This window comes from Kocuria sp. (assembly GCF_030538595.1).
In the GTDB taxonomy this organism is placed as follows: Bacteria; Actinomycetota; Actinomycetes; order Actinomycetales; family Micrococcaceae; genus Kocuria.
The window spans coordinates 37,899-61,277 of sequence record NZ_JAUNTS010000017.1 but is presented as its reverse complement, the minus strand read 5'-3'; the positions used below and the strand labels follow the sequence as shown (position 1 = coordinate 61,277).

Annotated in this window: 26 protein-coding genes; 9 read left to right on the top strand and 17 right to left on the bottom strand. The window is 62.7% G+C overall.

The window, feature by feature from the left end; translation table 11 throughout:
- Window positions 1-137: 137 nt before the first annotated feature.
- Genes Q4G32_RS12805 through Q4G32_RS12770 form a run of 8 tightly spaced genes read left to right on the top strand, consistent with a single transcriptional unit; the run spans window position 138 to window position 7,420 of the window.
- Window positions 138-434, top strand: a complete 297-nt coding sequence (locus Q4G32_RS12805) for a hypothetical protein (protein WP_303351948.1) — start codon at window positions 138-140, stop codon at window positions 432-434.
- On the top strand, window positions 418-786 hold the full coding sequence (locus Q4G32_RS12800; protein ID WP_303351946.1) for a cation:proton antiporter: 369 nt from the start codon (window positions 418-420) through the stop codon (window positions 784-786). Before Q4G32_RS12805 ends, Q4G32_RS12800 begins: the two co-directional genes overlap by 17 nt.
- Window positions 783-1,775, top strand: coding sequence for a hydrogenase subunit MbhD domain-containing protein (locus tag Q4G32_RS12795; RefSeq protein ID WP_303351945.1), 993 nt, complete (start codon window positions 783-785; stop codon window positions 1,773-1,775). The genes Q4G32_RS12800 and Q4G32_RS12795 overlap by 4 nt, the downstream gene beginning before the upstream one ends.
- Window positions 1,768-2,130, top strand: coding sequence for an NADH-quinone oxidoreductase subunit K (locus tag Q4G32_RS12790; protein WP_303351943.1), 363 nt, complete (start codon window positions 1,768-1,770; stop codon window positions 2,128-2,130). Before Q4G32_RS12795 ends, Q4G32_RS12790 begins: the two co-directional genes overlap by 8 nt.
- Window positions 2,120-3,625, top strand: coding sequence for a complex I subunit 5 family protein (locus Q4G32_RS12785; protein ID WP_303351941.1), 1,506 nt, complete (start codon window positions 2,120-2,122; stop codon window positions 3,623-3,625). Before Q4G32_RS12790 ends, Q4G32_RS12785 begins: the two co-directional genes overlap by 11 nt.
- The gene (locus Q4G32_RS12780; protein ID WP_303351939.1) at window positions 3,622-5,142 is read left to right on the top strand and encodes a proton-conducting transporter transmembrane domain-containing protein; all 1,521 of its coding nucleotides are present in this window, start codon (window positions 3,622-3,624) and stop codon (window positions 5,140-5,142) included. The genes Q4G32_RS12785 and Q4G32_RS12780 overlap by 4 nt, the downstream gene beginning before the upstream one ends.
- Complete coding sequence (locus tag Q4G32_RS12775; RefSeq protein ID WP_303351937.1) at window positions 5,142-6,926, top strand: proton-conducting transporter transmembrane domain-containing protein; 1,785 nt, start codon at window positions 5,142-5,144, stop codon at window positions 6,924-6,926. Before Q4G32_RS12780 ends, Q4G32_RS12775 begins: the two co-directional genes overlap by 1 nt.
- Window positions 6,923-7,420 carry a Na+/H+ antiporter subunit E gene (locus Q4G32_RS12770; RefSeq protein WP_303351935.1) on the top strand — a complete coding sequence of 166 codons (498 nt, stop codon included), beginning with the start codon at window positions 6,923-6,925 and terminating at the stop codon, window positions 7,418-7,420. Before Q4G32_RS12775 ends, Q4G32_RS12770 begins: the two co-directional genes overlap by 4 nt.
- A gap of 18 nt (window positions 7,421-7,438) precedes the next feature.
- Here the strand turns inward: Q4G32_RS12770 and Q4G32_RS12765 are convergent, their stop codons facing one another.
- From Q4G32_RS12765 to Q4G32_RS12725, 9 genes are all read right to left on the bottom strand, one after another.
- Window positions 7,439-7,696, bottom strand: a complete 258-nt coding sequence (locus Q4G32_RS12765; protein WP_303351933.1) for a hypothetical protein — start codon at window positions 7,694-7,696, stop codon at window positions 7,439-7,441.
- A gap of 50 nt (window positions 7,697-7,746) precedes the next feature.
- Window positions 7,747-8,235, bottom strand: coding sequence for a hypothetical protein (locus tag Q4G32_RS12760; RefSeq protein ID WP_303351931.1), 489 nt, complete (start codon window positions 8,233-8,235; stop codon window positions 7,747-7,749).
- Entirely contained in the window at window positions 8,232-8,696 is a 465-nt protein-coding gene (locus tag Q4G32_RS12755) for a pilus assembly protein TadG-related protein (RefSeq protein ID WP_303351929.1), read from the bottom strand. Before Q4G32_RS12755 ends, Q4G32_RS12760 begins: the two co-directional genes overlap by 4 nt.
- Complete coding sequence (locus tag Q4G32_RS12750; protein ID WP_303351927.1) at window positions 8,693-9,169, bottom strand: hypothetical protein; 477 nt, start codon at window positions 9,167-9,169, stop codon at window positions 8,693-8,695. The genes Q4G32_RS12755 and Q4G32_RS12750 overlap by 4 nt, the downstream gene beginning before the upstream one ends.
- A complete protein-coding gene (locus Q4G32_RS12745) occupies window positions 9,150-9,554 on the bottom strand; it encodes a TadE family protein (protein WP_303351926.1) in 405 nt (134 codons plus the stop codon). Before Q4G32_RS12745 ends, Q4G32_RS12750 begins: the two co-directional genes overlap by 20 nt.
- Entirely contained in the window at window positions 9,551-9,787 is a 237-nt protein-coding gene (locus Q4G32_RS14045; RefSeq protein WP_441327513.1) for a hypothetical protein, read from the bottom strand. The genes Q4G32_RS12745 and Q4G32_RS14045 overlap by 4 nt, the downstream gene beginning before the upstream one ends.
- 228 nt (window positions 9,788-10,015) lie before the next feature.
- Window positions 10,016-10,957 carry a type II secretion system F family protein gene (locus Q4G32_RS12735; protein ID WP_303351924.1) on the bottom strand — a complete coding sequence of 314 codons (942 nt, stop codon included), beginning with the start codon at window positions 10,955-10,957 and terminating at the stop codon, window positions 10,016-10,018.
- A complete protein-coding gene (locus Q4G32_RS12730) occupies window positions 10,954-11,814 on the bottom strand; it encodes a type II secretion system F family protein (RefSeq protein ID WP_303351922.1) in 861 nt (286 codons plus the stop codon). The genes Q4G32_RS12735 and Q4G32_RS12730 overlap by 4 nt, the downstream gene beginning before the upstream one ends.
- Entirely contained in the window at window positions 11,814-13,208 is a 1,395-nt protein-coding gene (locus Q4G32_RS12725) for a CpaF family protein (RefSeq protein ID WP_303351920.1), read from the bottom strand. Before Q4G32_RS12725 ends, Q4G32_RS12730 begins: the two co-directional genes overlap by 1 nt.
- A gap of 330 nt (window positions 13,209-13,538) precedes the next feature.
- On the opposite strand from Q4G32_RS12725, the gene Q4G32_RS12720 reads away from it, so the two are divergent.
- Window positions 13,539-14,054 carry a GyrI-like domain-containing protein gene (locus Q4G32_RS12720; RefSeq protein ID WP_303351918.1) on the top strand — a complete coding sequence of 172 codons (516 nt, stop codon included), beginning with the start codon at window positions 13,539-13,541 and terminating at the stop codon, window positions 14,052-14,054.
- Here Q4G32_RS12720 and Q4G32_RS12715 read toward each other — a convergent pair.
- From Q4G32_RS12715 to Q4G32_RS12680, 8 genes are all read right to left on the bottom strand, one after another.
- Entirely contained in the window at window positions 14,023-14,709 is a 687-nt protein-coding gene (locus Q4G32_RS12715) for a CoA transferase subunit B (protein ID WP_303351916.1), read from the bottom strand. The genes Q4G32_RS12720 and Q4G32_RS12715 overlap by 32 nt on opposite strands.
- The gene (locus Q4G32_RS12710) at window positions 14,709-15,506 is read right to left on the bottom strand and encodes a CoA transferase subunit A (RefSeq protein ID WP_303351967.1); all 798 of its coding nucleotides are present in this window, start codon (window positions 15,504-15,506) and stop codon (window positions 14,709-14,711) included. Before Q4G32_RS12710 ends, Q4G32_RS12715 begins: the two co-directional genes overlap by 1 nt.
- Before the next feature lie 154 nt (window positions 15,507-15,660).
- The gene (locus tag Q4G32_RS12705) at window positions 15,661-16,434 is read right to left on the bottom strand and encodes a 3-hydroxybutyrate dehydrogenase (RefSeq protein ID WP_303351913.1); all 774 of its coding nucleotides are present in this window, start codon (window positions 16,432-16,434) and stop codon (window positions 15,661-15,663) included.
- Between the two features lie 88 nt (window positions 16,435-16,522).
- Entirely contained in the window at window positions 16,523-18,091 is a 1,569-nt protein-coding gene (locus Q4G32_RS12700) for a GntP family permease (protein WP_303351912.1), read from the bottom strand.
- 209 nt (window positions 18,092-18,300) lie between these two features.
- The gene (locus Q4G32_RS12695) at window positions 18,301-19,482 is read right to left on the bottom strand and encodes a helix-turn-helix domain-containing protein (RefSeq protein ID WP_303351910.1); all 1,182 of its coding nucleotides are present in this window, start codon (window positions 19,480-19,482) and stop codon (window positions 18,301-18,303) included.
- A gap of 33 nt (window positions 19,483-19,515) precedes the next feature.
- Entirely contained in the window at window positions 19,516-20,481 is a 966-nt protein-coding gene (locus Q4G32_RS12690; RefSeq protein ID WP_303351908.1) for an ABC transporter ATP-binding protein, read from the bottom strand.
- Window positions 20,482-20,487: 6 nt separating this feature from the next.
- Window positions 20,488-21,360 carry an ABC transporter permease gene (locus Q4G32_RS12685; RefSeq protein ID WP_303351906.1) on the bottom strand — a complete coding sequence of 291 codons (873 nt, stop codon included), beginning with the start codon at window positions 21,358-21,360 and terminating at the stop codon, window positions 20,488-20,490.
- A complete protein-coding gene (locus Q4G32_RS12680; protein WP_303351966.1) occupies window positions 21,357-23,324 on the bottom strand; it encodes a glycosyltransferase in 1,968 nt (655 codons plus the stop codon). Before Q4G32_RS12680 ends, Q4G32_RS12685 begins: the two co-directional genes overlap by 4 nt.
- Between the last annotated feature and the right edge of the window lie 55 nt (window positions 23,325-23,379).

Sequence of the window (23,379 nt, the reverse complement as noted above, 5' to 3'; positions counted from 1 at the left end):
CTGCATCCGCTCACAGCAAACGGTTTCCCGGGGTTGGACAGTCAGCTGTCGTTTAGACTTCTGGTTGGCCTCTTTCCGGGCGCTCACCGCTGCAATCGCTGCGCCCGGTACACACCGACCAGTGGAGACCGAACCCCGTGACAGCACACCTGGCCCTCATGGCGCTTGCCATGGTGCTGGCCGTCAACATTCTGGTTTGCCTGGGGCGGGTGCTGCTTGGACCCACGGGCCGTGACCGCATCACCGGAGCACTGTTCGCGGGAACCACGGGAGCTGGCCTGGCCCTGATCGGCTCTGTCCTGACGGAGATCCCCGCTTTGCGTGACATTGCTCTGGGATTTGTGGCCCTGGCCGGGGTGATCGTGCTTGTGCGGATGGGTGCTGAACGTTTTGTTTCACGTGCCGGAAGTGCTGGCGGTGAACCCCGTGATTGAGCTCTCCGTCCTGTCCCAGGTCTCCGGGGCGGCCGCCTGGGCCGCTGATGCCATCACTGTGGTGGCCGCAGTGGCCGCAGCCGTGTTCTTCACGGCCGGCACCGTGGGTCTTCTGCGTTTTCCCGATCTGCGCTCCAGGCTGCACGCCCTGGCCAAGGCAGATTCTCTGGGACTGGGGTTCGTGGGCTTGGCCGTGGTGATGCAGGTTGATTCCGTGGGTGCCGCCGCCAAGGTGGGCCTGGTCTGGCTTCTGGCTTTGGCCACGGCCGCAACCGCTGCTTATCTGCTGGCCGCAGAGCAGCCCACGGATACGGCCATGGCCACGCCCGCAGCCACGGAGGAATCAGAATGAACCTGACCGATTCCGTGACCCCCCTGCACGTGGTACTGGCCGCCGCTGTTCTCATCTGTGCCATTGCGGCTCTTTACACACCGCGTCGCCTGACAGGTGTGGTCCTCTTTCTGGTGTTCGGGGTTTTCCTGAGCTCCTACTGGGCCGTACTGGGAGCAGCAGACGTTGCCCTGGCCGAAGCCGTGATCGGCACCGGAGTGACCGGCGCGCTGTTCGGTTACGTGGCCACGGTCCTTCCCCAACCCGGTCCATCCGACCCAAGCGCCAATACAACGGGCGCCTCCCCCGCCCGCACATCCACCACCGGGCGAACTGTGGTGGGGATACTCGGCGGAGCCGGGCTGGGTGCAGGATTGGCCCATCTGCTGAGCCTGGCCGCACCGGAAAGTTCCGGCCTGAGCGAACCCGTGGCCCACGCCATGCCCAGCACGGGTGTGGAGCACCCCATCACCGGGGTGCTGCTGAACCTGCGTTCCTATGACACGCTCATGGAAATGGTGGTGCTCCTGGCGGCCGTGGCTGTGGCACTTGCCTTCCTGCGCGATCCACACGCCCGCCTCCCCCGCGCTGAACATCAACCGTCCCCCTTGGTGAAGCTCTACGTCACGATCGTGGCCCCCGTTGCATTACTACTGGCCGCTTGGTTGCTTTTTGCAGGCTCCTCCCAACCCGGCGGCGCCTTTCAGTCGGGGGCAGCACTGGCCGCCGTCGTGATTCTGTTGCAGTCCTCCGGAGTGCGGCGCTTTGTGGTGGGGCCCGCCATGATCAGCGTGCTGTTGATCGGTGTGGTGGCCTTCCTGACCGTGGCCGTGGGAGGTCTGGTGTTGGGGGATGCGTGGCTGTTCCTGCGCGGTCCGTGGGCCGGGACCATCACGATTGCCCTGGAAACGGCGTTGGCCGTGAGCATCGGTGCCGGGTTGGGCGTGATTTTCTTGGCCACCACGGTTGATCGTCAACCGCACGGGCGGGAGGTGGCCCCCGATGCCTGAGCCGACCCTTGCCACCTTGACGTTATGGCTCGGGGCGCTGATCACAGCAATCGCCGTCCTGCGCCTCCTGACCGTGGAGGACCTGCTGGCCCGGCTGATCGCGGTCAATGTGACCGGCGGTGGCACCCTACTGGTCCTGGTCGGTTTGGCGGTACGCGCCACCCCATCAGATCCCGTCCCGCAAGCCCTGGCCCTGACCGGCATTGTGATCACGGTGGCCTTCACGGGCGTGGGTTTGGTGCTCCTGAAGGCAATTCACGACGACGACGCCCACGCCGCCCCGGAAAACACTTCCCCTGCAGCGCCAACCGGTGAGGATGCTGATTCGGACCGGGGGCGAAATCATGATGCTTGAACGTTCCGATCTGATGCTCTCCGACTCCACGCTGTCCGCGCTGCTGCCCGCTGCGGTCTTCCTTCCCGTGCTGGCCGCCGTGGTGTGCATGGTGCTGCCGCGTTCACGTCAAGCCGTTGCCGGTGTGGTGGGGGCTGTGCTCAGTGCCGGTGCCGGTTTGGCAGTGGTGGTGGCCGTGGCGGTGGCCGGGCCCCTTGAACATGAGATGGCCGGATGGGCTCCACCGGTGGGAATTGCCCTGCGGGCTGACGGCATGGCCGCAGTATTTGTGGCCATGACCAGTGTGGTGGCGCTGGCCACCATGATCATGGCCGCCAGCGAGCAGGCCGCCACCGGCAAGCGCCCGGGGTTCTGGACACTCGCTTTCTTGTCCTGGTCCGGTCTGGTGGGAATCTTCCTGGCGGGCGATCTCTTCAATGCCTACGTGGCATTGGAGGTGTTGGGGCTCTCCGCCGTTGGTTTGGTGGCCCTGGGTGGCCGCGGTGCGCCACAGGCTGCGCTGCGTTATCTGGTGGTTGCCGTGGTAGGTTCCATGCTCTTGCTGGTGGGAATCGGTCTGATCTACGCGGCCACCTCCACCCTGGACATGCAGTTGGCCGGTGAACGACTGAGCGCCACCCATGGCACGGAGAGCTTGTCCCCCGCCACGCTGGCGCTGATCCTGGTGGCCACAGGCATGGCTCTGAAAACCGCGTTGGTGCCCATGCACGCCTGGCTGCCACCCGCACACGCAGGTTCTCCGCCTGCCGTGAGTCCATTGATGTCGGCTCTGGTGGTCAAGGGATCGTTCTACCTGCTGCTGCGTCTGTGGCTGGACGTCTTCCCACCGCAGCCCACCGTGGCCCTGGTGCTGGGCATCCTGGGTGCAGTGGCTGTGATCTGGGGAAGTCTCATGGCCCTGGCACAAAAACACTTGAAGCGCATTGTGGCCTACTCCACGGTGTCCCAGGTGGGGTACTTGTTTTTGGTCTTTCCACTGCTGGGAGTGCCCGGGGTGGGAGAGGCTGCTCTGGTCGCTGTCGTCACCATGGCCGTGGCCCACGGCCTGGCCAAGGCGGCCATGTTCACCGCCGCAGGCACCCTGGTGTTGGGTACCGGCACCGATCACGTGGACGGTTTTGTGGGTGCGGCCCGCACCCAAGGAGTGCTGACCGCGGGCATGATCATGGCCGCTGTCAGTCTGATTGGACTTCCACTTTCCCTGGGCTTCAGTGCCAAATGGCAGTACCTGACCGTGGCTGTCCTGGAAGGTGCCTGGTGGATTGTGGCGGTGCTGCTCATGGGCACGCTCTTGGCCACCGGCTATTTGCTGCGGCCCATTGCCGCTCTGCTGCGTTCCTCCGATATTTACGATGAAGCTGCGCGCGTTGAGCCCAGACCCCGACCCGCCGCCCAACGCTGGGTGCCGTTCTTCCTGGGCGCCTCAGCCGTGTTCACCGGGTTGCTTGCAGCACCCCTGGCTGAACTGACCCTGGTGGGAGTGAGTGGCCCATGACGACGTCGAACCTCCTCACCCTGGTACCGCTGGTGCTGCTCACGCTCTCCGCAGTGCCCGCTGTGCTGATCTTCATGTTCCCGGAGCGTGCAGTGCGCCCTCGGATCGCCATCAACATCACGGCAGCCACCACCAAGGTGCTGCTGGTGGCTGCGCTGATTCCATTCATTCTGGATGCCAGCATTGCCCCGGAACTGCGCTTCCCGTTCCTGCCCGGTGTGGACCTGGTGCTGCGCGTGGATTCGCTGTCTTTGCTGTTCACCATGCTCTCCGCCCTGCTGTGGCTGGTGACCACCATCTACGCCATCGGTTATCTGGATGGCAGACCCAACCGTCGCCGGTTTTTCGGCTTCTTTGCACTGTGTGTCACGGCAACGGTGGGAATTGCCTTCGCGGGGAACCTGGTCACGTTCCTGTTGTTTTATGAAATGTTGAGTCTTGTCACCTACCCCTTGGTGGCACATTACGGCACGGTGCCGGCGTTGAAAGCCGCCCGGCTGTACCTCTACTACGCCCTGGGTGGGGGCCTGCTGTTCCTGACGGGCACGGTGTGGCTCACCGCGTTGATCGGGCCCGTGGAGTTCTCCGTGGGTGGCGTCCAGGCCGTGGCGGACCTTGCAGCTGAACAACCCGGGGTGGCAGCGGCCATCTTCTGTTTGTTCGTAGCCGGCTTGGGCGTCAAAGCAGCTTTGTTCCCTTTTCACGGCTGGCTGCCCCGGGCCATGGTGGCGCCAGCGCCCGTGAGCGCGCTGCTGCACGCCGTGGCCGTGGTCAAAGCAGGTGCCTTTGGGCTCATCCGCATCATTGACGATCTCTACGGCGTGCAGGTGGCCAGTTCACTGGGGGTGTTGAAGCCTCTGCTGTTCTTGGCCGCGTTCACCGTGATCTACGGATCCGTGCGGGCCCTGCTGCAGGAGGACATCAAGAAGCGCCTGGCCTACTCCACCGTCAGCCAGGTCAGCTACATCGCCTTGGGCCTCTCCATGCTCAGCGTGACCGCCACCACCGGTGGCCTGGTCCACCTGGTGCATCAGGGACTGTCCAAAATCACGCTGTTCTTCTGCGCTGGGTTGGCAGCGGAAGTCTGGGGGATCAAGAAAATCAGCCAGTTGGACGGTTTGGGCAAACGTATGCCGCTGACCTCAGCGGCCTTCACCGTGGGCGCTCTGAGCATGATCGGGATACCCCCCATGGCCGGGTTCATCACCAAATGGCAGTTGGGCACCGGTGCCATCAACGCCGATGAATCCTGGGTGGTGGGCGTCCTGATTTCCAGCGCGCTGCTCAACGCCGCTTACTTCCTGCCGGTGGTGATCCGCATGTGGTTCCGGGAACCCGCGCAGATGCCGGACGGCCCCGTGTTGGAACGCACCCGTGCTGTGCTGGAGGCACCGCCCGCGCTGCTGTGGCCCGCAGTGACAACAGCGGTGTTCGCCCTGGCTGTCGGACTCTTTGCCGGGGTGCCCTACTCCCCCTTGGACGTGGCTTCCTATCTGGCGGAAAGGGTGTATCAGTGATGGGACTGTTGTGGATTCTGGCTGCTGCTCTCCCTGTGCTGGTGGCAGCCGTGCTGGCGGGAATGCACCGCGCCCGGACCCGCCGAGCTCTGAAAGTGGTCACCGGGCACTTGAACTTTGCCCCGTTGGCCCTGGTACCGGCAGCCGTGCTGACGTTGATGGGCCCCACCGAATCTGCTCACGCCCCGTGGCTCATGTTTGGGGTGACCGTGGGGTTCGATGTGGTCTCACGGGCCCTCACCATGGTTGCGATTTTGCTCTATGCAGCTGCTGTCTGGGCCGTGACCTGGCGTTATGACCGGCGTGCCCCTGAGTTGGTGGCGTACCTACTGGTGTGTTTTGTGGGCAACGCCGGTGTGTACGTGGCCCAGGATGCCGTGACTTTTTACGCCAGCTTTTCCCTGATGAGCCTGGCTGCCACCGGTCTGGTGCTGCACGACCGAACGAACAAAGCCTTCCGTGCCGCGCGGATCTATCTGATCCTGGCCGTGATCAGTGAAATGGCGGTGCTCTCCGGGGTGCTCGTGGTGGCCCAAGCCGGTGGTTTTCTGCTGGTGGATGCCCCGTCAGCGGTGGCGCAGTCACCGCACCGCCTGGTGATTGTGGTGCTCTTGCTGATCGGGCTGGGCATCAAAACGGGGCTGGTAGGGCTGCACATGTGGCTTCCCCTGGCCCACCCCGCAGCTCCCCCGGCAGCCAGCGCTGTGCTGTCCGGGGCCATGGTCAAAGCCGGTCTGGTGGGAATGATCCGCTTCCTGCCCCTGGGTGAGGTGTCCATGGAAGGGGTGGGGACGGTCGTCGTCGTTCTGGCGCTGGTGGGTGCCTTTGCCGCGGTGCTCCTGGGCGTGGTGCAGCGCGACCCCAAGGTGGTGTTGGCCTACTCAACCATCAGCCAGATGGGCTTCCTGGGTGTGCTCACCGGAACCGCCTTGGCCGTTCCGGACTTGGCGGCTGCCTGCATCACCGCCGCTGTGATCTATGCGGTGCACCATGGTCTGGCCAAGGGTGCCTTGTTCATCGGCGTGCCGGTGTGGAAACACCATGCTGAAGGGTTGCGGCGGTACGTGGTGATCGCGGGCATTGTGGTGGCCGGCCTGGTGGTGGTGGGCGCGCCCCTCAGCTCAGGTGCCGTGGGCAAGTACGCCGCCAAGGAAGCCATAGCTTCCACCGCCGTGCTGGGGGTGGAGTTGGCTGATCTGCTGCCCCTGGTGGCCACGGGCTCCACGGTGCTGTTGGTGCGGATGGCCTGGATTCTGCTGCACACGGACCTTGAACCACACCATCCCAAGGACGATCCCGGGCTACCCGCCTGGCTGTTTCTGGTGGCCCTGAGTGCCACCGTGCCGTGGGTTCTGACCAACCGCTGGGTTCCGCTGGATTCGGTGCCCGGGCTGGAGCCGGTGACGCTGTGGGATGCCACGTGGCCGGTGCTGATCGGCCTGCTTCTGGGCGCTGCGGTGTGGCGCTGGCTACCGCAGAAGTCGCCGCGATTGGCCACCCGCCTGGGAGAGGTGGTTCCTCCCGGGGACCTGGTGGTTCCGGTGGAGAACGCGGCCCGGCGCTTGGGCCGGGTGGCCAGTGGCGGCACCGACTTCATCGGTTTGGCCCGGGACAAGGCCACCGCCACCATGGCCACCGGATGGCTGGGTGCCGTGCGGGCCACTGTCTTGGCCACCCACACGGAAGAACGGTTGAGCCGCTGGCGCGTCAGTGGATTACTGACGGTGGCGGTCATGGTGGTGCTGATAGTGCTCAGTGCCCTGGCTTGGGGAGGTACCCCGTGAATCACGTTCGCTCTGCTGCCGTCCGCACCGTGCTGTTTGCCCTGCTGTGGTGGGTTCTGGTGGAAGGCAACCTCTCCTACGGACTCTACGCTCTGGTGGCTGTTCCTGCCGCCGTGGCGTTGAGCCTGGTGCTGGCCCCGCCGCGATCCACTCCGGGGAAGTGGCGTCCACAACGGGCTGTGGCCGGGGTGCGGCTGGTCTTTTGGGTGCTTCATCGCGCCTTGTTGGGCGGCACCGACGTTGCCTTGCGCGCCATCAGCCGTTCCCCCGGTGGACGCACCGATCCGCAGGTGGTCACCGTTCCCATGCGCCTCACGGGCACAGCCCGCGCCTTTGCCTTGGGGACCTTCAACTTGATGCCCGGCACGTTGGTTCAGGGAACGCAGAACGACGACGCCGTGGTGCACGTTCTGGACCCGGAATTTCAAGCGGAGCGCAGCTGGGCCGAGTTGGAGCAGCGAGTGGCTGCGGTGACGGGTCAAGCTCTGGTGTGAGCTCAACCTGCGCCAGCGCTACCGGCGACCGGAACGGCGCTTCATGCGAGTCTGAATATTCCTCAGAACACGGTCGTAGTCGGCCATCTCCGCAGCTACCTGGGGTGATTCCACATAGACGGTGGCGCCCTGAGTGTGCAGCGTGACCGGGAACTTGCGCACCCTGGAAGGACGTTTCAACGTCTCCAGGACCTTTGGAGTCACCAGCGAATCCATGTGCTCTTGACCTTTATCTTGCGGAACAGATTGACCGGGAACGCGGTTCAGCAAGCTCATGGTCCAATCCTCCTGTCGATATGATCCGGTGCTGAGCCTTTGCGGATGCTTCACGCATCCGCACCTGATTCAGGATCGTTGTGGAAGCTATCCACCATGGTAGCTTCCAGACCGATGGTGAGCAGGGCCGAGAAGAGACCGATGTCCTCGCGTGGTGTCAGGCGCATGGAACTCAGTTCATTGAGCGCAGCACGCCCCAGAGCGCGATGCGCTGCCGATTCGCTGACTGAAGCATCCAGTGCCCACTGCGCCCTTTTCCACCAGCGGTCCGAGGCAAAAACCCGGTAGGCCACGTAGGCGACCACCAGCGGAATGACCAAGGCAAAGGTCCACATCCGCTCAATGCTGTGGTCAAAGACCACCCAGGAGGCATCCACCGTCACGCGCGTGGTTTCATGGCCCAGCAAGTAACTCACCAGAATCGCAGCCAGCGCCAGCCCGACCACGACCACGCCGGCACGGGTGAAGAGAGCCAGCCAGGAATAACGGTCCGCCCTGTCTGGACCAGGCAGGGCGTCTGCACCGCTGAGTGGACTCATTGTTCAAACTCCGCACGGGCATCTCCGGTGGCGGTGATGGGAACCCCGGCCGGGATGATCCACGCAATCACAGGCGGATGCGCCACGGCTTCCAACCTCACCTGGGCGGTACGCCCATCGGTGGTACCCGTTCCCGCAGCAACGCTGAGCCCGTCCAGATCGAACTCGGCACCAACCTCTGTCAGGTAGGCCGTTGCCGAACCGTTGACGCTGGCATCGGTGAGTTCAGCAGATGGGCGACCACCGCCGTCGTCGGGGAGTTCAAGACCCCGAAAACTGTCCGCGGCAGCCAGGGCAGCGTTGTCCGCATGCGCCTGCAATTTCCGTTCAGCCAAGTAGACAGAGGTGATGGCCATGATCACGATCAGCGCCATGAGACAAATCAACATCATGCCGATCATGAGGATGGAAATTTGACCGTTGTCTTCTTCGGGTGTCAGCCCTGGCTTGGGGATTGTCATGCGTATCGCCCCACCACCACAGTTGACGTGTGCTCCATCTGAGCCACCCGAAAAGTCCCCAGCAGGGGGATGCGCGGCAACTCCACCGTGGTCACTGCGGTCACAGTGGCCACCGCGCCCGCGTCCTGGCAGGTGCCATCGGAGCAGGAGACGCGAATCTCGATTTCCTCCGGGGCCAGCCCTTGGTCCATGGCCGGCAACCGAGCGGCCGACTCCACCGCAGCCAGATCCAATTCATCCGCAGGGACATTGGCAATCACCTGTGAGCCCTGCTGGGCAGCAGCCACGGCGGCAAAAGACGCGGCCTGAGCCTGCGCCAGGACAGCCACAAAAATCACAAGAGGCACCAGCAGGATCACAGACAGCGCGGAAAACTCCACCAGTGCGGAGCCGTCATCGGCATTGTCATGGCCTGTGTTCGCTCCATCGCTGTGGAGAGCACTGCGCGGCCGTTCAGGAGGTCTCAACCGCATGACCGGTCACCTCCAAGGTGCCCGCGGGGCCGAACGGGCCGACAATCGGCAACGGCGCCACCACAGTGATCTCCAGGGTGGGTACACCGTTGACTGTGGCTGGATTCGCACTGACATTGCCTGCAAACCGGGCACCCACCGTCTGGGTGATGAGCTGATTGGTTCGTTCCACGGCGTCCCCCGGGCCGCGGTCAGCCAGTGTTCCGTAGCGGGCACCATGAGAGGCCGCATCAATCAGTACATTGCGGACGTGCAGGGCAAAGATGACCTGCAACGTCACGGCGAACAGCACCGCGGTCACACCGGCCACCATGGCCCATTCGGCAACAACCGAGCCTGCATCCCGGTCCTGGTCATCACCCCGTTCGCCACGGGGCTGACTCATTGGCCCGTCACCCGCGAGATGGCATCGTTGAACAGCCCCTCCAGAGCAGGCTGGGCGATCAGCAAGAGCCCAGCCACCAGCACGGCACTCATCAAGGTCAACATGACCCAGCCGGGCACATCCCCGCGATCCGGATCGTCCAAGGCTACGGGTGAGGGCGTACCGGCGGGTGCTGCCTTGTGACCCTGTTGGAACTCCACAGTTTGAAAGTCCTGGTTGAGATGGGTGTTCATGATGTTGACCTTTCGGTGATTCTGCGCCGGAATCGGCGGCTTTCTGTTGCGGCCCGTACGGGGCCGGTTGAAACCGATGACGAACAGGTGATTGGCCTGGTCACCCCTCGGGAGGGTCTGGTGCCCCTCCAGGGTCTGGTGCCTCTTGGGGAGGGTCTGCAATGCGTGTGCGGTGCGGCGGCGCATGGGCTGTCCATTCAGGCGCATGGGCGCTCCATTCAGTGGTCATCACAGCTCCAACCTGAGAACCGCAATGCCGGGGAACACGGCGAACAAGACCGACAGCGGCAAGACCAGGAAAACCAGGGGCACCATCATGGCGATCTCTTTACGCCCCGCTATCTCCATGAGTTCGCGTTTGTCTTCATCCCGAACGTCTTGAGCCTGGGCGCGGAGCACCTCCGCCAGTGGAGTGCCGCGCTCCAAAGCCACCACAATGCCGTCCACAAACCGGGAGATGTGAGAAACACCCACTCGATCCGAGAACTCTTGAAGCGCCACCACCAGTGGCACTCCAGATTGAGTACGTACCAGAACGGCACGGAACTGTTCAGCCAGGACTCCATCAGCCACCCGGCTCACACGTTCCAAGGCGCCCAGCGTGGACTCCCCTGCACCCACGGACAGGGCAAGCAACTCCGCCACAGCCGGGAACTCCGCCAACATGCGGGCTTCGCGGGTGGCTATGCGGTGGTTCAGCCACCAACCGCGACACCATGCACCTGCCACAGCTGCGGCCACGGTGAGCAGGGCAACCGCAGCAACCGGCGCACCCCACCGCAGGACCGCGGCAACAGCCCACACCAGACCGAGCACGGCACCGATCACCACGGCCAGCACCTGTTCCGCCCGGTAGTCGGAGATGGACCGCTCGGCACCTTCCCGTTCCAATTTCATCCGCAACTGCCGCCGCGCTTCCCCGGAGGACCGGCGATCCCACGCATTGGTCAACGGTGAGACCAAATACGCAGCAATGCCCAAAGCCCCTTGGTCGCGACGAGCGCGAGCCTGTTCGGCGTGGCGCACCGTGGCATCTGTGGCCCGCATCTGCGCCATCACACGCCGGGTCAGTTTCCGACCGGTGTCCTGCGGTGCGGGAACCACGATCAACCAGATCCCCCAAGCCAACAGGGAACCCAAAAGAAGGGGTACAGCCAGTGGCATGTTCATCGCAGCACCCGCTCCGGTTCCGGCAGGGCGCCCAGCCGCAACATCAGCCGGTAGGCCACCGCCGAGATGGCCAATCCGCCCAAGAGCACCAGCGCACCGGCCGGCGAGTCATAGGCCTGCACGGCAGCCGGTTGGCTGGTCATCAGCAGAAGGATCAGCCAGGGTGCTGCCACCGACAGCCGAGCGGCATTGACGGTCCAGGATTGCCGCGCCTCCAATTCACTGCGCGTGCGCGAGTTCTCCCGCAAAAATTCAGACAGGGTGCCCAATAACCGCCCCAGGTCCGTGCCGCCCACTTCACGTGTCACCCGCAGTGACTCAACAATGTTGTCCGCCACCGGGTCAGCCAGTTCCGCTTTGAGCGCGTCAAGAGCCGGTAGAAACTGCCCGGTGGCTCGGTAATCCGCAGCGAATCTGGCAAACGCCGGTTGAACGGCCTCCGGTCCGCGGTGCTGCAGCTGGGACAGGGCTTCAGGTAGGGACATTCCTGCTCGGATGGCGGAACGCAGCAAGTCAACGACGTCGGGCCAGACAGTGCGCAGCTCTTTGGCTCGTTTGCGCATCCGATGGCCCAGCAACGCCCAGGGCACAAAAGTGGCCACGATGGCTGCGCACACCGCAAAAACTGTGCCACCCGTGACCGCCCAGGTCACCAGCCCACCAATCACTGCACACACGGTGGACAGAGCCACCAGTGACCCCACGCGAACATCGTGCAAACCGGCTCGGTCCAATCGGGTACGCAGCACCCCGTCACGGTGCGCACGACGACGGCGTTGGGGCGCGGGCCGCTCCCAGAAAGACCACCAGATCAGAAACAGACCGGCGCCCAAGCACAAACCCAGAATCACAGCCATCAGCGTCCCCGATGATTTTCAGCTGTGGCGATCTGCGGACCTGTGGTGTTGCGTGCCTCCGTTGCACAAGGCTCGGGTACTTCCAAGACCCCTGCGGTGGCCACACCGCTCACCTCAAATTTGTGGCGGGCAGGAATCTCACCGGTCACTGCCACCAAATCACCGTCAACGCGTTGGAACACGGGGTAGGTCTCAATGATGCCGTTCTCCACACGGTTGCCCAGAGCCCGAATCTCCTCCACCTCCCGGAGGCCGTCGTGGCGTCGCCGGCAGTGGACCACCAGATCAAAAGAGGATGCGACCGTGGGCACCACAAAATTGGAGGAGATGTTCTCTCCGGCGAGTAGCGGCAGAGTGCAAATCTTGGTGACAGCGTCCTTGGCCGAGTTCGCATGAATACTGCACATGCCCGGCAACCCGGAGTTCAAAGCGATCAGCATGTCCAAGGACTCGGCTTCACGGACCTCACCCACGATCAGCCGGTCCGGGCGCATGCGCAAAGCCTCCTTGACCAGGCGCCGCAAAGCTATTTCTCCCGTGCCCTCCAAATTGGGCTGGCGGCACTGCATGCCCACCACATCGCGCAGCGGTACTTGCAGTTCAAAGATCTCCTCCACCGTCACCACACGCTGACGCGGGTCGATTTCTGCACACAGGCAGTTGAGCATGGTGGTTTTCCCGGCCTGGGTGGCGCCCGAAACCAAGATGTTGAGCCCGGCGCGAACGGAAGCTCCCAAGAAACCGGCAGCAGCCGGGGACAGCGACCCCAGTCCGATCAGATCGGAAAGCCTACGGGCGGCCACAATGAACTTTCGGATGTTGACCGACCAATGCTCACGTGTGACATCTGGAATCACCACGTGCAAGCGCGAACCATCGGGTAGGGAAGCATCCACAAACGGCGAACTGAGATCCAACCTGCGCCCGGATCTGCGCAACATGCGCTCCACCAAACGCCGAATTTCCTCAGTCTCCACGCGAAGACCCGTCAGCTCGGACTCGCCGCCGCGAGCCACAAAAATCTGGTCGGGGCCATTGATCCAGATTTCCTCCACGGAATCGTCGTCCAGCAGAGGTTGCAGCACGCCGAATCCAGCCACCGCGTCCATGATTTCCGTGCGGGTGGCATCCAGATCCAGGAAGGAGGCCAGCCCGGTACGCGCGGAGGCTTGGTCATAGTCCTGCAGGACAGCCTCAATGATGCTGGCCGCCTCCGCGGGAGCCTCCACGGGGTCCAACCCCTGAAGCCGCACCCGTTCCCGCACGGTGTCCAGCACCCAGGAAAATGCCTGTTCCTCGGAGCTGATGGCATCCTCCGCATGCAGACCCACCACGCCAACTCCACTGGTACGTGTGACGTGGCGGCGTGAGCTGCGGGTGGTCAACTGCGCCATGGTGCTCCCCCTGTAAGCGTTGGGATCCCCATCCCAACCGCGGTGCAACGCTTCCCCGGCTGAAATCGGGACTGTTGCCTTTGAAGCAAAAATCTAGACCCACTCCACCCGGCCGCAACACTCCTATGACCCAGCCTGTGGATAACTGAGATTGACTAGGAGATTCAGTGACTCCACTAGGTGCAACGCAACGTCGCAGTATGCACTGCCATGAACTTGTGGGTTACTTGGTGCTGCAACTTCTTTCAGTCAACACGCGGCCTGTATCTGGAAAGATACGGCCCAGACCCATTGGAACGTTGCCTAGATTCTTCAGACAGGGGAACACTCATGAACCAGCCGCTGACCCCGGAACCCTTCCACGGCGTCGTCGTTTTTGAAGCCGCGCCAATTCCCACCGTGGTGGCGCGTGAGCACAACCTTCCCCTGGCACCGAAGGCGATGTCCGCGTTTTACGATTCCACCTACGGCACGCTGTATCCCGCTCTGGCGGCAGCCGGAATCAGCCCCGCTGGCCCAGCTTTTGGCCTCCACACGCGTCTGCCGTCCCAGACCGTGGACATTGAAGCTGGTGTCACGGTGGACAGGGCTGCACCGAACCTGCCTGATGGTCTGGTGAACTCAGTCCTACCGGGCGGAAACATTGCGGCCACCACCTATGTGGGGTCTTATGACGGCCTGGGCTCTGCTTGGGGTGCCTTCATGGAAGCAGTGGCAGCTGCCGGGCACACCCCGGGCCTGCCCCTGTGGGAGGTGTACGTCAGTGAACCCACCCTGGATGCTGATCCCAGCACAATGCGTACCGACCTCTACGTCAAACTCCAGGAGTCAGCGGCACGCCCGTGAGTTCCTGGACCTGATCAGCGGTCACGCCCGGGGCGGTCTCCACCAGGGTCAGTTGCGGCTGGGTTTCGGTTCCGGTCACGTCAATCACCGCCAGATTGGTGATGATCCGGTGCACCACAGCTTTTCCGGTCAGCGGCAAGGTGCACGTGGGCAGAATCTTGGGCTCGCCGTCCTTGGAGCAGTGGTCCATGAGCACCACCACCCGGCTTGCACCGTGCACCAGGTCCATGGCCCCGCCCATGCCCTTGACCATTTTGCCGGGCACCATCCAGTTGGCCAGATCCCCGGCTGCGGAGACCTGCATGCCGCCCAGCACCGCGACGTCGATCTTCCCGCCCCGGATCATGCCGAAGGAGGTTGCCGAGTCAAAGAAGGAAGCCCCAGGCAGTACTGTGACCGTCTCCTTACCCGCATTGATCAGATCTGGATCAACGTCTGCTTCTGAAGGGTAGGGGCCAACTCCCAGAATCCCATTTTCAGATTGCAGCACAACCGTGCGCCCGTCCGGAATGTAATTGGGAATCAACGTGGGCATGCCAATCCCCAAATTGACATACGCGCCATCCGGCAGTTCCTGAGCTGCCCGTGCGGCCATGTCCTGACGGGACCAGCCCGTGATTGCTTGTACGTGTGCTTGTTTGTTGCTCTGGCTCATCACTTCTGCCCCTCCGCTGGTACCTGTACAGTGCGTTTCTCCACGGGTTTTTTGATGTCAGGTCCCACCTCCACAATGCGATGGACGTAGACACCCGGTAAATGCACCAGATCAGGGTCCAACTCCCCCGGTTCCACAAGCTCCTCCACCTGGGCAATGCACACCCGACCAGCCATGGCCGCCGGTGGCGAAAACTGACGGGCAGCTTTGTTGAACACCAGATTGCCGTGCCGGTCCCCCTTGACCGCGTGCACCAGCGCGTAGTCGGTCACAATGGCTTCTTCCAGAACATAGGTCTGCTCCCGCTGGTCCGCAGCCGGCCCCGGAGCAAAGGCACGGGTGTCCTTGGGTGAGGAGGCCCGGGCCACGGAACCATCGGAGTCGTAGCGCATGGGCAGTCCGCCTTCAGCCACCTGGGTGCCCACGCCCGTTCGGGTGTAAAACGCCGCAATCCCAGCCCCTCCGGCCCGCAGCTTTTCGGCCAGCGTTCCCTGCGGCACCAGCTCCACGTCCAGCTCCCCCTGCAAATATTGGCGGGCGAACTCCTTGTTCTCCCCCACGTAGGAGGAAGTCATCTTGCGGATACGTCCGGCCTTGAGCAATACCCCCAGGCCCCAGTCATCCACTCCGCAGTTGTTGGACACCACGCTCAACTGCCCGGTCCCCTGCTCCAAGAGTGCTTCCAGCAGTTGGATGGGGTTGCCGGAAAGTCCAAAACCACCCACGGCAAGGGAAGCCCCTTCCGGAATACCGGCCACCGCCTCAGCCGCCGTGCCCACCGTTTTGTCCAGTGCCATAGATTTCACGCCCTTCGCCTGCCGCTTGATGTTTCATGTCCCGCCAAATCCGCCGTGCCCTGCCAATCAGCCTCACCTGCCAATCGTCGTCACCTACCAATCGGCCGTGCCCTGCCAACGACGACGCCCCGAGAGGCCACCGCCGCTGCCCGCCTCACCGCGCGGTCCAGGCCCCATCCATCGTGTAGGAGGAACCCGTCACCATGCCCGCGGAGTCTCCGGCCAGCCACAACGCAAGGGAGGCCACTTCTTCCGGTTCCACCAGCCGTTTGATGGGCGAATTAGTCAGCATGATCTGCTCCAAGACCTGTTCCTCCGGGATGTTGTTGACCCTGGCCTGATCGGCAATCTGCTGCTCCACCAACGGGGTACGCACGTAGGAGGGGTTGATGCAGTTTGAGGTCACGCCATGTTCCGCGCCCTCCAATGCAGCCACTTTGGAAAGCCCCTGCAAACCATGTTTGGCGGTGATGTAGGCGCTCTTGTAGGGAGAGGCCACCGGCCCGTGGATGGAGGAAATGTTGATGATCCGGCCGAAATTGCGGCGGTACATACCCGGCAGAGCCGCCCGCATGAGAAGAAAAGGGGCTTCCACCATGAGTCGCTGGATGAACCGCCACATCTGGGGATCGAATTCGTGGATGGGACTGACTCGCTGGACACCTGCGTTGTTGACCAGAATGTCCGTATCCAGTTCAAGATCTTCCAACGCTGCGGTATCGGAAAGATCAGCAACCCACGCCGTACCCCCGATCTCTTCCGCCACGGCTTGCGCCGCTTCCGCGTTGACATCGGCAACGGTCACCGCCGCACCTGCCGCGGCAAAAGCCCGGGAACAGGCAGCGCCAATTCCGGAGCCACCACCCGTGACCACAGCGCTGCGTCCCGCCAAGGTCTCAGTGGGATGTGAGTGGTCTTGTGCGTTCATGGATGATTCCTCATTCCTGATCCGTGTCCAGCAGCTTGCAATGGCCCCATGGGCTGGGTACCAAAACTTGAATTTCCGGGTACTCCCGTCAGAATGATCCGACCAGGCTGACCAGAACCACCAGCACAGCCACCGTGACCACCGGCGCAATGATGGTCACCATGGCCAAGTCCTTGTAGGACTGCCTGTGCGTCAAGCTGCACACCAGCAGCAGGGTGACCACCGCACCGGAGTGCGGCAGGGTGTCCAGACCGCCGGCGGCCATGGCCGTGAGCCGGTGCATGGCCTCCAAACTGATGCCTTGATCCACGGCCATTTGCCGCAGTTCTTCACCGAAGGCATTGAGGGCAATGGTCATGCCCCCGGAGGACGAACCCGTGATGGCTGCCGTCACGGAGGTGGAGAGCACGGAAGTCACCAAGGCGTTTCCACCCACGTTGAAAATGGCATCCCGAACCACCGCAAAAGCGGCAACAGAGGCTACGACGGCGCCGTAGGCCACTTCCGAGGACACACTGAAGATCGGCAGCAGGGAGTTCTTCACGCCATCAACAAAACCCTGTTTGAGAATGCCGAACTCTTTGAAGTTCAACGCCACAATGCTGAGCACGGCAGCTGTCAGAGCCACGATCACCGCCCAGATCCCAGCGCGTGTGGTCAAGGCGATGCCACCGAACTTCTCCTCCTCCAGATAGGACCAGTCCAATGCCGGGAACAGCAGCAGCGTGCAGCCGAAGTTCACCACGACCACCACCAGGAGCGGAACAAAAGGCATCCAGGCATTGGGTGGGGTCATCAAGGCCACACTGGAGGACTCTGCCTTCTCCCCCTCCGGTTCCAGTGCGTCCTTCCCGTGGTCTTCCCCCGGAATCTGGGTACGCAGGCCGCCCTGAGCGTCGTCGTTGGTCAGCGCTGTGGTTGTGGAGGCGCTGGCAGTGCCACTGCCTGCAGAAGTTGCAGCAGCCGCAGTTGCCCGACGCCGTGAGAAGAACCCGGTACGCACGGGCACCTCAGATCCAAAATGCTCACCGCTGCGGATCATGACCTTGCGCCGGTACTCCAGCCAGCCCATCCCGATCCCAAAGATCATCACGCTGCCCAGAATGCCCAGCCCGGGAGCAGCAAACCCATCCGTGCCAAAGAACTGACCGGGAATCAGGTTCTGTACCTGCGGGGACCCGGGCAATGCCGTCATGGTGAAGGTGAAAATGCCCAGTGCAATGGTCGCCGGGATCAGGCGGCGCGGAATGTCAGCCACCCGGAAGAGTTCGCGGGCCAGCGGGTACATCACAAAAGCCACCACAAACAAACTGATGCCGCCGTAGGTCATCAAAGCGGAGGTCATCACGGTGGCCAGCAGCGCGCTACGCGCCCCCAGCACCTTGGCCACGGCCTTGGCTATGTATTCCGCATAGCCGGTCATGGTCATCAAGATGCCGAAAATGGCCCCCAGGAGGAACACCGGAAAGTACGCCCCCACAAAACTTGCCAGCGCTGGCATGAAGATCTCCGTGTAGGAGGCCAGGATGGGGGCACCGGAGAACACCAGGGCCACGATCGCGCTGATGGGTGCTGCAATGACCACGGGTACGCCCCGGTAGGCCAAAGTCATCAAAAGGATGAGGGACAGGATGATCCCAAGGATGCCCAAAAGCATGTAACGCCCCCTGGTTGGTGGGCCCGCGGGGTATCTGTACCCGGGCCGTGGTGATGGTCAGCGCTGCTCCCGGAATCACCCGCAAGCAACCAGACAAGCTTGGCCCGCACGTGTGGTCCACGCCACGTAGCGGGGATCAATCATCCGACCATCTCTTTGTAGCCAGCTACAACCACCGCGCGGCCGGGCGCGGGTCCGCGGCTGGGCTGTCAGCCTGTGGCCGGTCTCCAGGACGCCCCAGGAGCCAGAGCCCAGGCGACTTCAATGAGGCAATCCACATCCTGAAAATCGGCTCCCGTGAGGTCTTCAAAGCGTCGCAATCTATAACGCAGGGTGTTGACGTGCACGGGGATGGCAGCGGCTGCTCGCGGGATGTTCTGGCCGTTGTTGATGTAAGCCGCCACCGATTCCAGTACGGAGGCACCGAACTCGCCCTGGTCCAAGACTGGAATGAGCCAGCGTTGCTGCATCCAATCCGTGGTTTCCGGGCTGGCGGGAATGGCCATGCGCCAAGACATGGCACGTGCATCAACCAAGCCTGTTCGTCCGGTGGCCGCTGCAGCACGCTGAACGCGCACGGCATCGGCATAAGATTCGGGAAGTTGACCCAGGACCACCTGATGCCCCAAGGCAAGTGTCAGGTTGGTGTCTGCCGCGCACAACTGACCCAGGTCCTGATCTTCCGTGCCCAACACGGCTCCCACCACCCCGGAGGCATGAGGGGCCAGCCACAAGCGGAGCCCACTTCTTGCGGCGCGCTGCTGCAGTTCGGACATGGTGGCAGTGGCTTCGGAGGCCTGCGATCCAATGGCCACCGCACGCATCCACTGGTCATCAGGTACCCCGTAGGTTGCTGCACCATGCAGTAATTCCACCCGCGGCAACCCTTGGGTCACGGCATCGGCAATCCACTGGTGCCGCCGCGCCGAGTTGACCACCGCTTCCCTGATGGCCGCCCGCTGGTAGACGTCCATGGCTCTTGCCGAAAAGGAATCCCCCAGATCCCACAACACGGTGCTACAGCCCAAAGCCTCCTGCGCAGACACCTGGTAATCCGGAGCCAGCTGGAGCACTCGGCGCAAGATCGTGGACAGGGACACACGGAAACCCGCCAACAGGCTGCTCAGCGCAACGCCCTGGGACAGGCGTTCCGTGGCCAGGGCATCAGCCTCCGGGATTTCAGCATCGCGTGGCGACCATTTGCCCTGAAGAGCCCGAATGCTCATCTGAACATTGCGACGCACGGACCGTTCCAAGGATTCCCTGCTCACGCCGTCGTAGCCTGGAACGGTGCTCAAGATGGTGGAGACGGTCTCTTCCACAATGCTCTGATCGGCGCGTAGCTGCCGGAGGAGATGCTCCAGACCTGCCCGCTGGTTGTCCTGCGTCATGGAAGCACCGTAGCCGCCCTGTCTACAGCGGGCTCAACGCCCCTTGGTGCGCTTGACCTTGTCCGGATCATCCAAATCGGCGGGGTCATCCAATTCGGGGTCGTATTCGGGGACGTACTTCTCCCCGCGTTCGGCAGCTTCTGCCGCAGCCTTCTGGCGCTCTTCCCGCTTCCAGTACAGGCGCCGCTCCACCCGCTCGTTCTGCTCCCGTTGGACATCCTCCAGGGGCCGGTCACGCAAGCGTGCGACGGCGCCCACTGAGGAACCGTCGTACACAATGTTGCCGTGCTCCAGCACAATCCCGCGTTCACAGATGTCCATGATCAAGTCCAGGTCGTGGGAAACCACCACCAGGGTTTTACCCCGGCGCACCAAATCCTTGATGCGGCCAATGCACTTCTTCTGGAACGGCTCATCCCCCACGGAAAGGATTTCATCCACCAGGAAGACTTCTGGGTCCGTGTGAATGGCCACCGCAAACGCCAGGCGGAGGTACATACCGGAGGAGTAGAACTTGACCTCCGTGTCAATGAACTCACCGATTTCGGAGAACGCCACGATGTCATCGAACTTGGCGTCAATCTCCTGTTTGTCCATGCCCAGGATGGCGCCGTTGAGATACACGTTGTCCCGACCTGTCAGATCCGGATGGAAACCTGCACCCACTTCAATCAAACCGGCCACTTTACGGCGAGTGCCCACGTAACCGTCATCCGGGTGCATCACACCGGAGATCATCTTCAAAGTGGTGGACTTACCGGAACCGTTGAAGCCCAGCAGAGCCACGGTCTCGCCGTCGTGAATGTCAAAGGTGACATTGTCCAAGGCCTTGAACTTGTCCGACAAGTCCCCCTTGCGCCCCTTCACCAACCAGACGAAGGCTTCCTTGATGGAGCGGGTGTGGCGCAACACAAACCACTTGGTCATGTCCTTGGCGCGGATGGCCACGGTGTCCTCGCTGTGAACAACACCTGGCTTCTTGAACGGAATAGTGGTCATCTGCGCTCAGAGCTCCTGGGCAAAGTTGCCCTCATGGCGGCGGAACATGGCATCCCCCAGGAACAGGGTCAGCACGGAGATCACCAAGGCAATGGGGGTCCACACGGTCAACAAGTGCGGGGGCACGTGCCACAGCTCAGGGTTGTTGACCGTGGGGTACCAGAAACCGTAGTGGAACAGCTCCACGGCCACCGTGATGGGGTTCAGGAAATAGACGTAGTAGACCCAACCCCACAGCTGGTCACGCACCATGGTCCAGGCATAGAGCACCGGGGAGGCCCAGGTGGCCACCATCAGGATCATGTCCACAAAGTTCTCCGCGTCCCGGAAGAACACGTTGAACGTGGCAAAGATCAGCCCCAACCCCAACGCAAAGGGCGCAATGATCATGATGGCCACCGGAATGGCCAAGATCTGTTTGACATCCACCCCCGTGAACCACCCCGTGGCCACGGAGGCCACAATCAGAATCAAGATCTGTGGCACAAAGTGCACCAGTGCCACAAACAAGTTGGACACCGGGAAGAGTTGTCTGGGGAGATAAATCTTCTTGAGCAGCCCCGCGTTGTCCGTGATGGAACGGGAGGCATTGCCAAAGATCTCACTGAAAAAATTGATCAGCACGATCCCCGCGAACAAGTACACGGCAAAGTTGGTCAATCCACGGTTGAGTCCCAGGAAAACGCCCATGGCAATGTAGAACACCGCAAACTGAACGCCAGGCTTCAGATAAGACCACACCAGGCCCAGCACCGTCCCGCGGTACCGGATCTGGATTTCCTTGTCCACGATCAACCGCAACAGATAGCGGTTGTGGAAGACGTCCAGTAACCCCCGGCCCTTGCCGGGGGTCACCAACTCAGGTGCTGCCGAACTCATCCTTGCTCCTTGCGCGGGGCTGCTGGATTGTTCTGGAAGGTCTGGGCCCAGGACTCTGCGGAGGTGATCTGCGGCAGCGCCTCACGGTATTGCTTGGACAAGGACTCCCACTTGGAGAACAGCTCCGCGTGCAGTTTGGCGCTGCGGGCCAGCAGGTCACGCACGGCCTGCGGGTCGCGCTTGTGCCAGGCGGCACCCGTGCCGTCAGCGTTGGAGACCACCGCGGAATCCAGAGTGGACAAGTGATACCACTTGCCGTCCTGGTGGGCCACGTACTCCTCCGGGTTGGACTTGGCCAGATCCCGCACGGGCAGGCCAATCTGCTTGACCACGGTCTTGGCGGCCCAGGGCAGCAGCGCGCGGTAGGTGGGAGGCTTGGGCGGCCCCTGGCGCTTGGATGGCTTGGACTGCTTGGCCACGGGATAAGCCCCCAGATCATTGCTGAACTGGGCATCCGAGAACTGGTCCTTCAACGCTCGGATCTCCGGCATTTTGGTACCGAGCATCCCGTGCAGGTGTTCAGGCCCGCTCAGCACATCCTCTATGGCCAGCAGCACCGTGGATGCGGCGTAGTACTGCATGGAGATGGTGTGTTTGGTGTCCACGTTGTAGGACTCGCGGATGATGCGGCCACCCCGCGGGAAGGGCGAATGCAGCAGGGCTGCAATCAGACGGTTGCGCTCATGGAAGTAGGCCTGCCAGTCAACGGCGTCGTCCTTGTCCATCCAGGACACGTGCCACACGGCTGCACCGGGCAGGGACACCGTGGGGTATCCGGCCTGCCCGGCTCGCAGCGAGTACTCCGAGTCATCCCATTTGATGAACACCGGCAGGGAGAGTCCCACTTCTTCCAGGACCACCCGCGGGATCAGACACATCCACCAGCCGTTGTAATCGGCATCCCACCGGCGGTGCAGATTGGCGCGTGAACGCAGTCCGGCTTCGGAGAAGTCCACGCCGCCCAGGTCCTCGATGGGACCCCACAGGAAACGGTACTTGTTGATGACCTCCGCGTAGCCGTTGAGCAGCGGTCGGTTGTACATGTCAAACATGTGCCCACCCACAATGGTGGGGGTGCGGCAGAAGTCGGCGAAAGCCACTGCTCGCAGCACACCTTCGGTTTCCAGCAAAATGTCATCGTCCAGGATCAGAACGTAGTCCGACTTGCTGCCGTCCTCCCGGCCCTGGACCACCTCATACATGTTCCGGGAGAAACCACCGGAACCACCCAGATTGCCCTGACGGATCACCCGCAGCTTGCCGTTCATGGCAGCCTGGGCCTGCGCAAAGTCAGCCTCGTCCTCCACCAGCTTGTTGCCCTGATCCACAATGATCAGTTCATCCAGGACGTGGTCAAAACCATCGGCCTGGACAATGGTGCGGATGGTGTTGACGCAGTAATCCGGACGGTTGAAGGTGGTCACACCCAGCGTGACAGTTCCCGCGGGACGGTCATCCGGCACAGACCATGCAGCCTGGGTGAGCACCATGCCGTCGTCGTCGGCAATCAAGTCGAACCAGTACCAGCCGCCGTCACCGAACGGCGCCAAGGTGAGATCGAACTCGCTGGTCTGTGTGCCCTTGACCCGCCGGTCCTCCACGCGCTGGGCAATACCACGCGCATTGGAGCGGTAAACGATCAGTGAACCTGCGCCCTCTGTGGCAACGGAGAGCACGACCTTCTCCGCGGTGGTCCAGCGCCGCCAGTAGGAAGCCGGGAAGGCATTGAAGTAGGAACCGAAGGAAACGCGCCGCCCCGAACGGATGCGCATGGACCGCCGGGACAGGATGTCATCCGGGTGCTCAACGGTGTCCCCGCCGGAGGTGGTCTGCCCTTCCTTGAGGACCGGGCCATCCACGTAGAGCGGCAGAGCATCCAAGTCCTGGTTGGCGGGAAGCACCACGCGAGCAACCTCACGCAACTTCTGCCCGTCGGCTTCCAGGGAATGGGAAATCTTGGACAGGAAGCCCTGGGCGTCCTGGTGGTTCTGACCGGCGGGCTGCTGCCCTTCCGAGTTC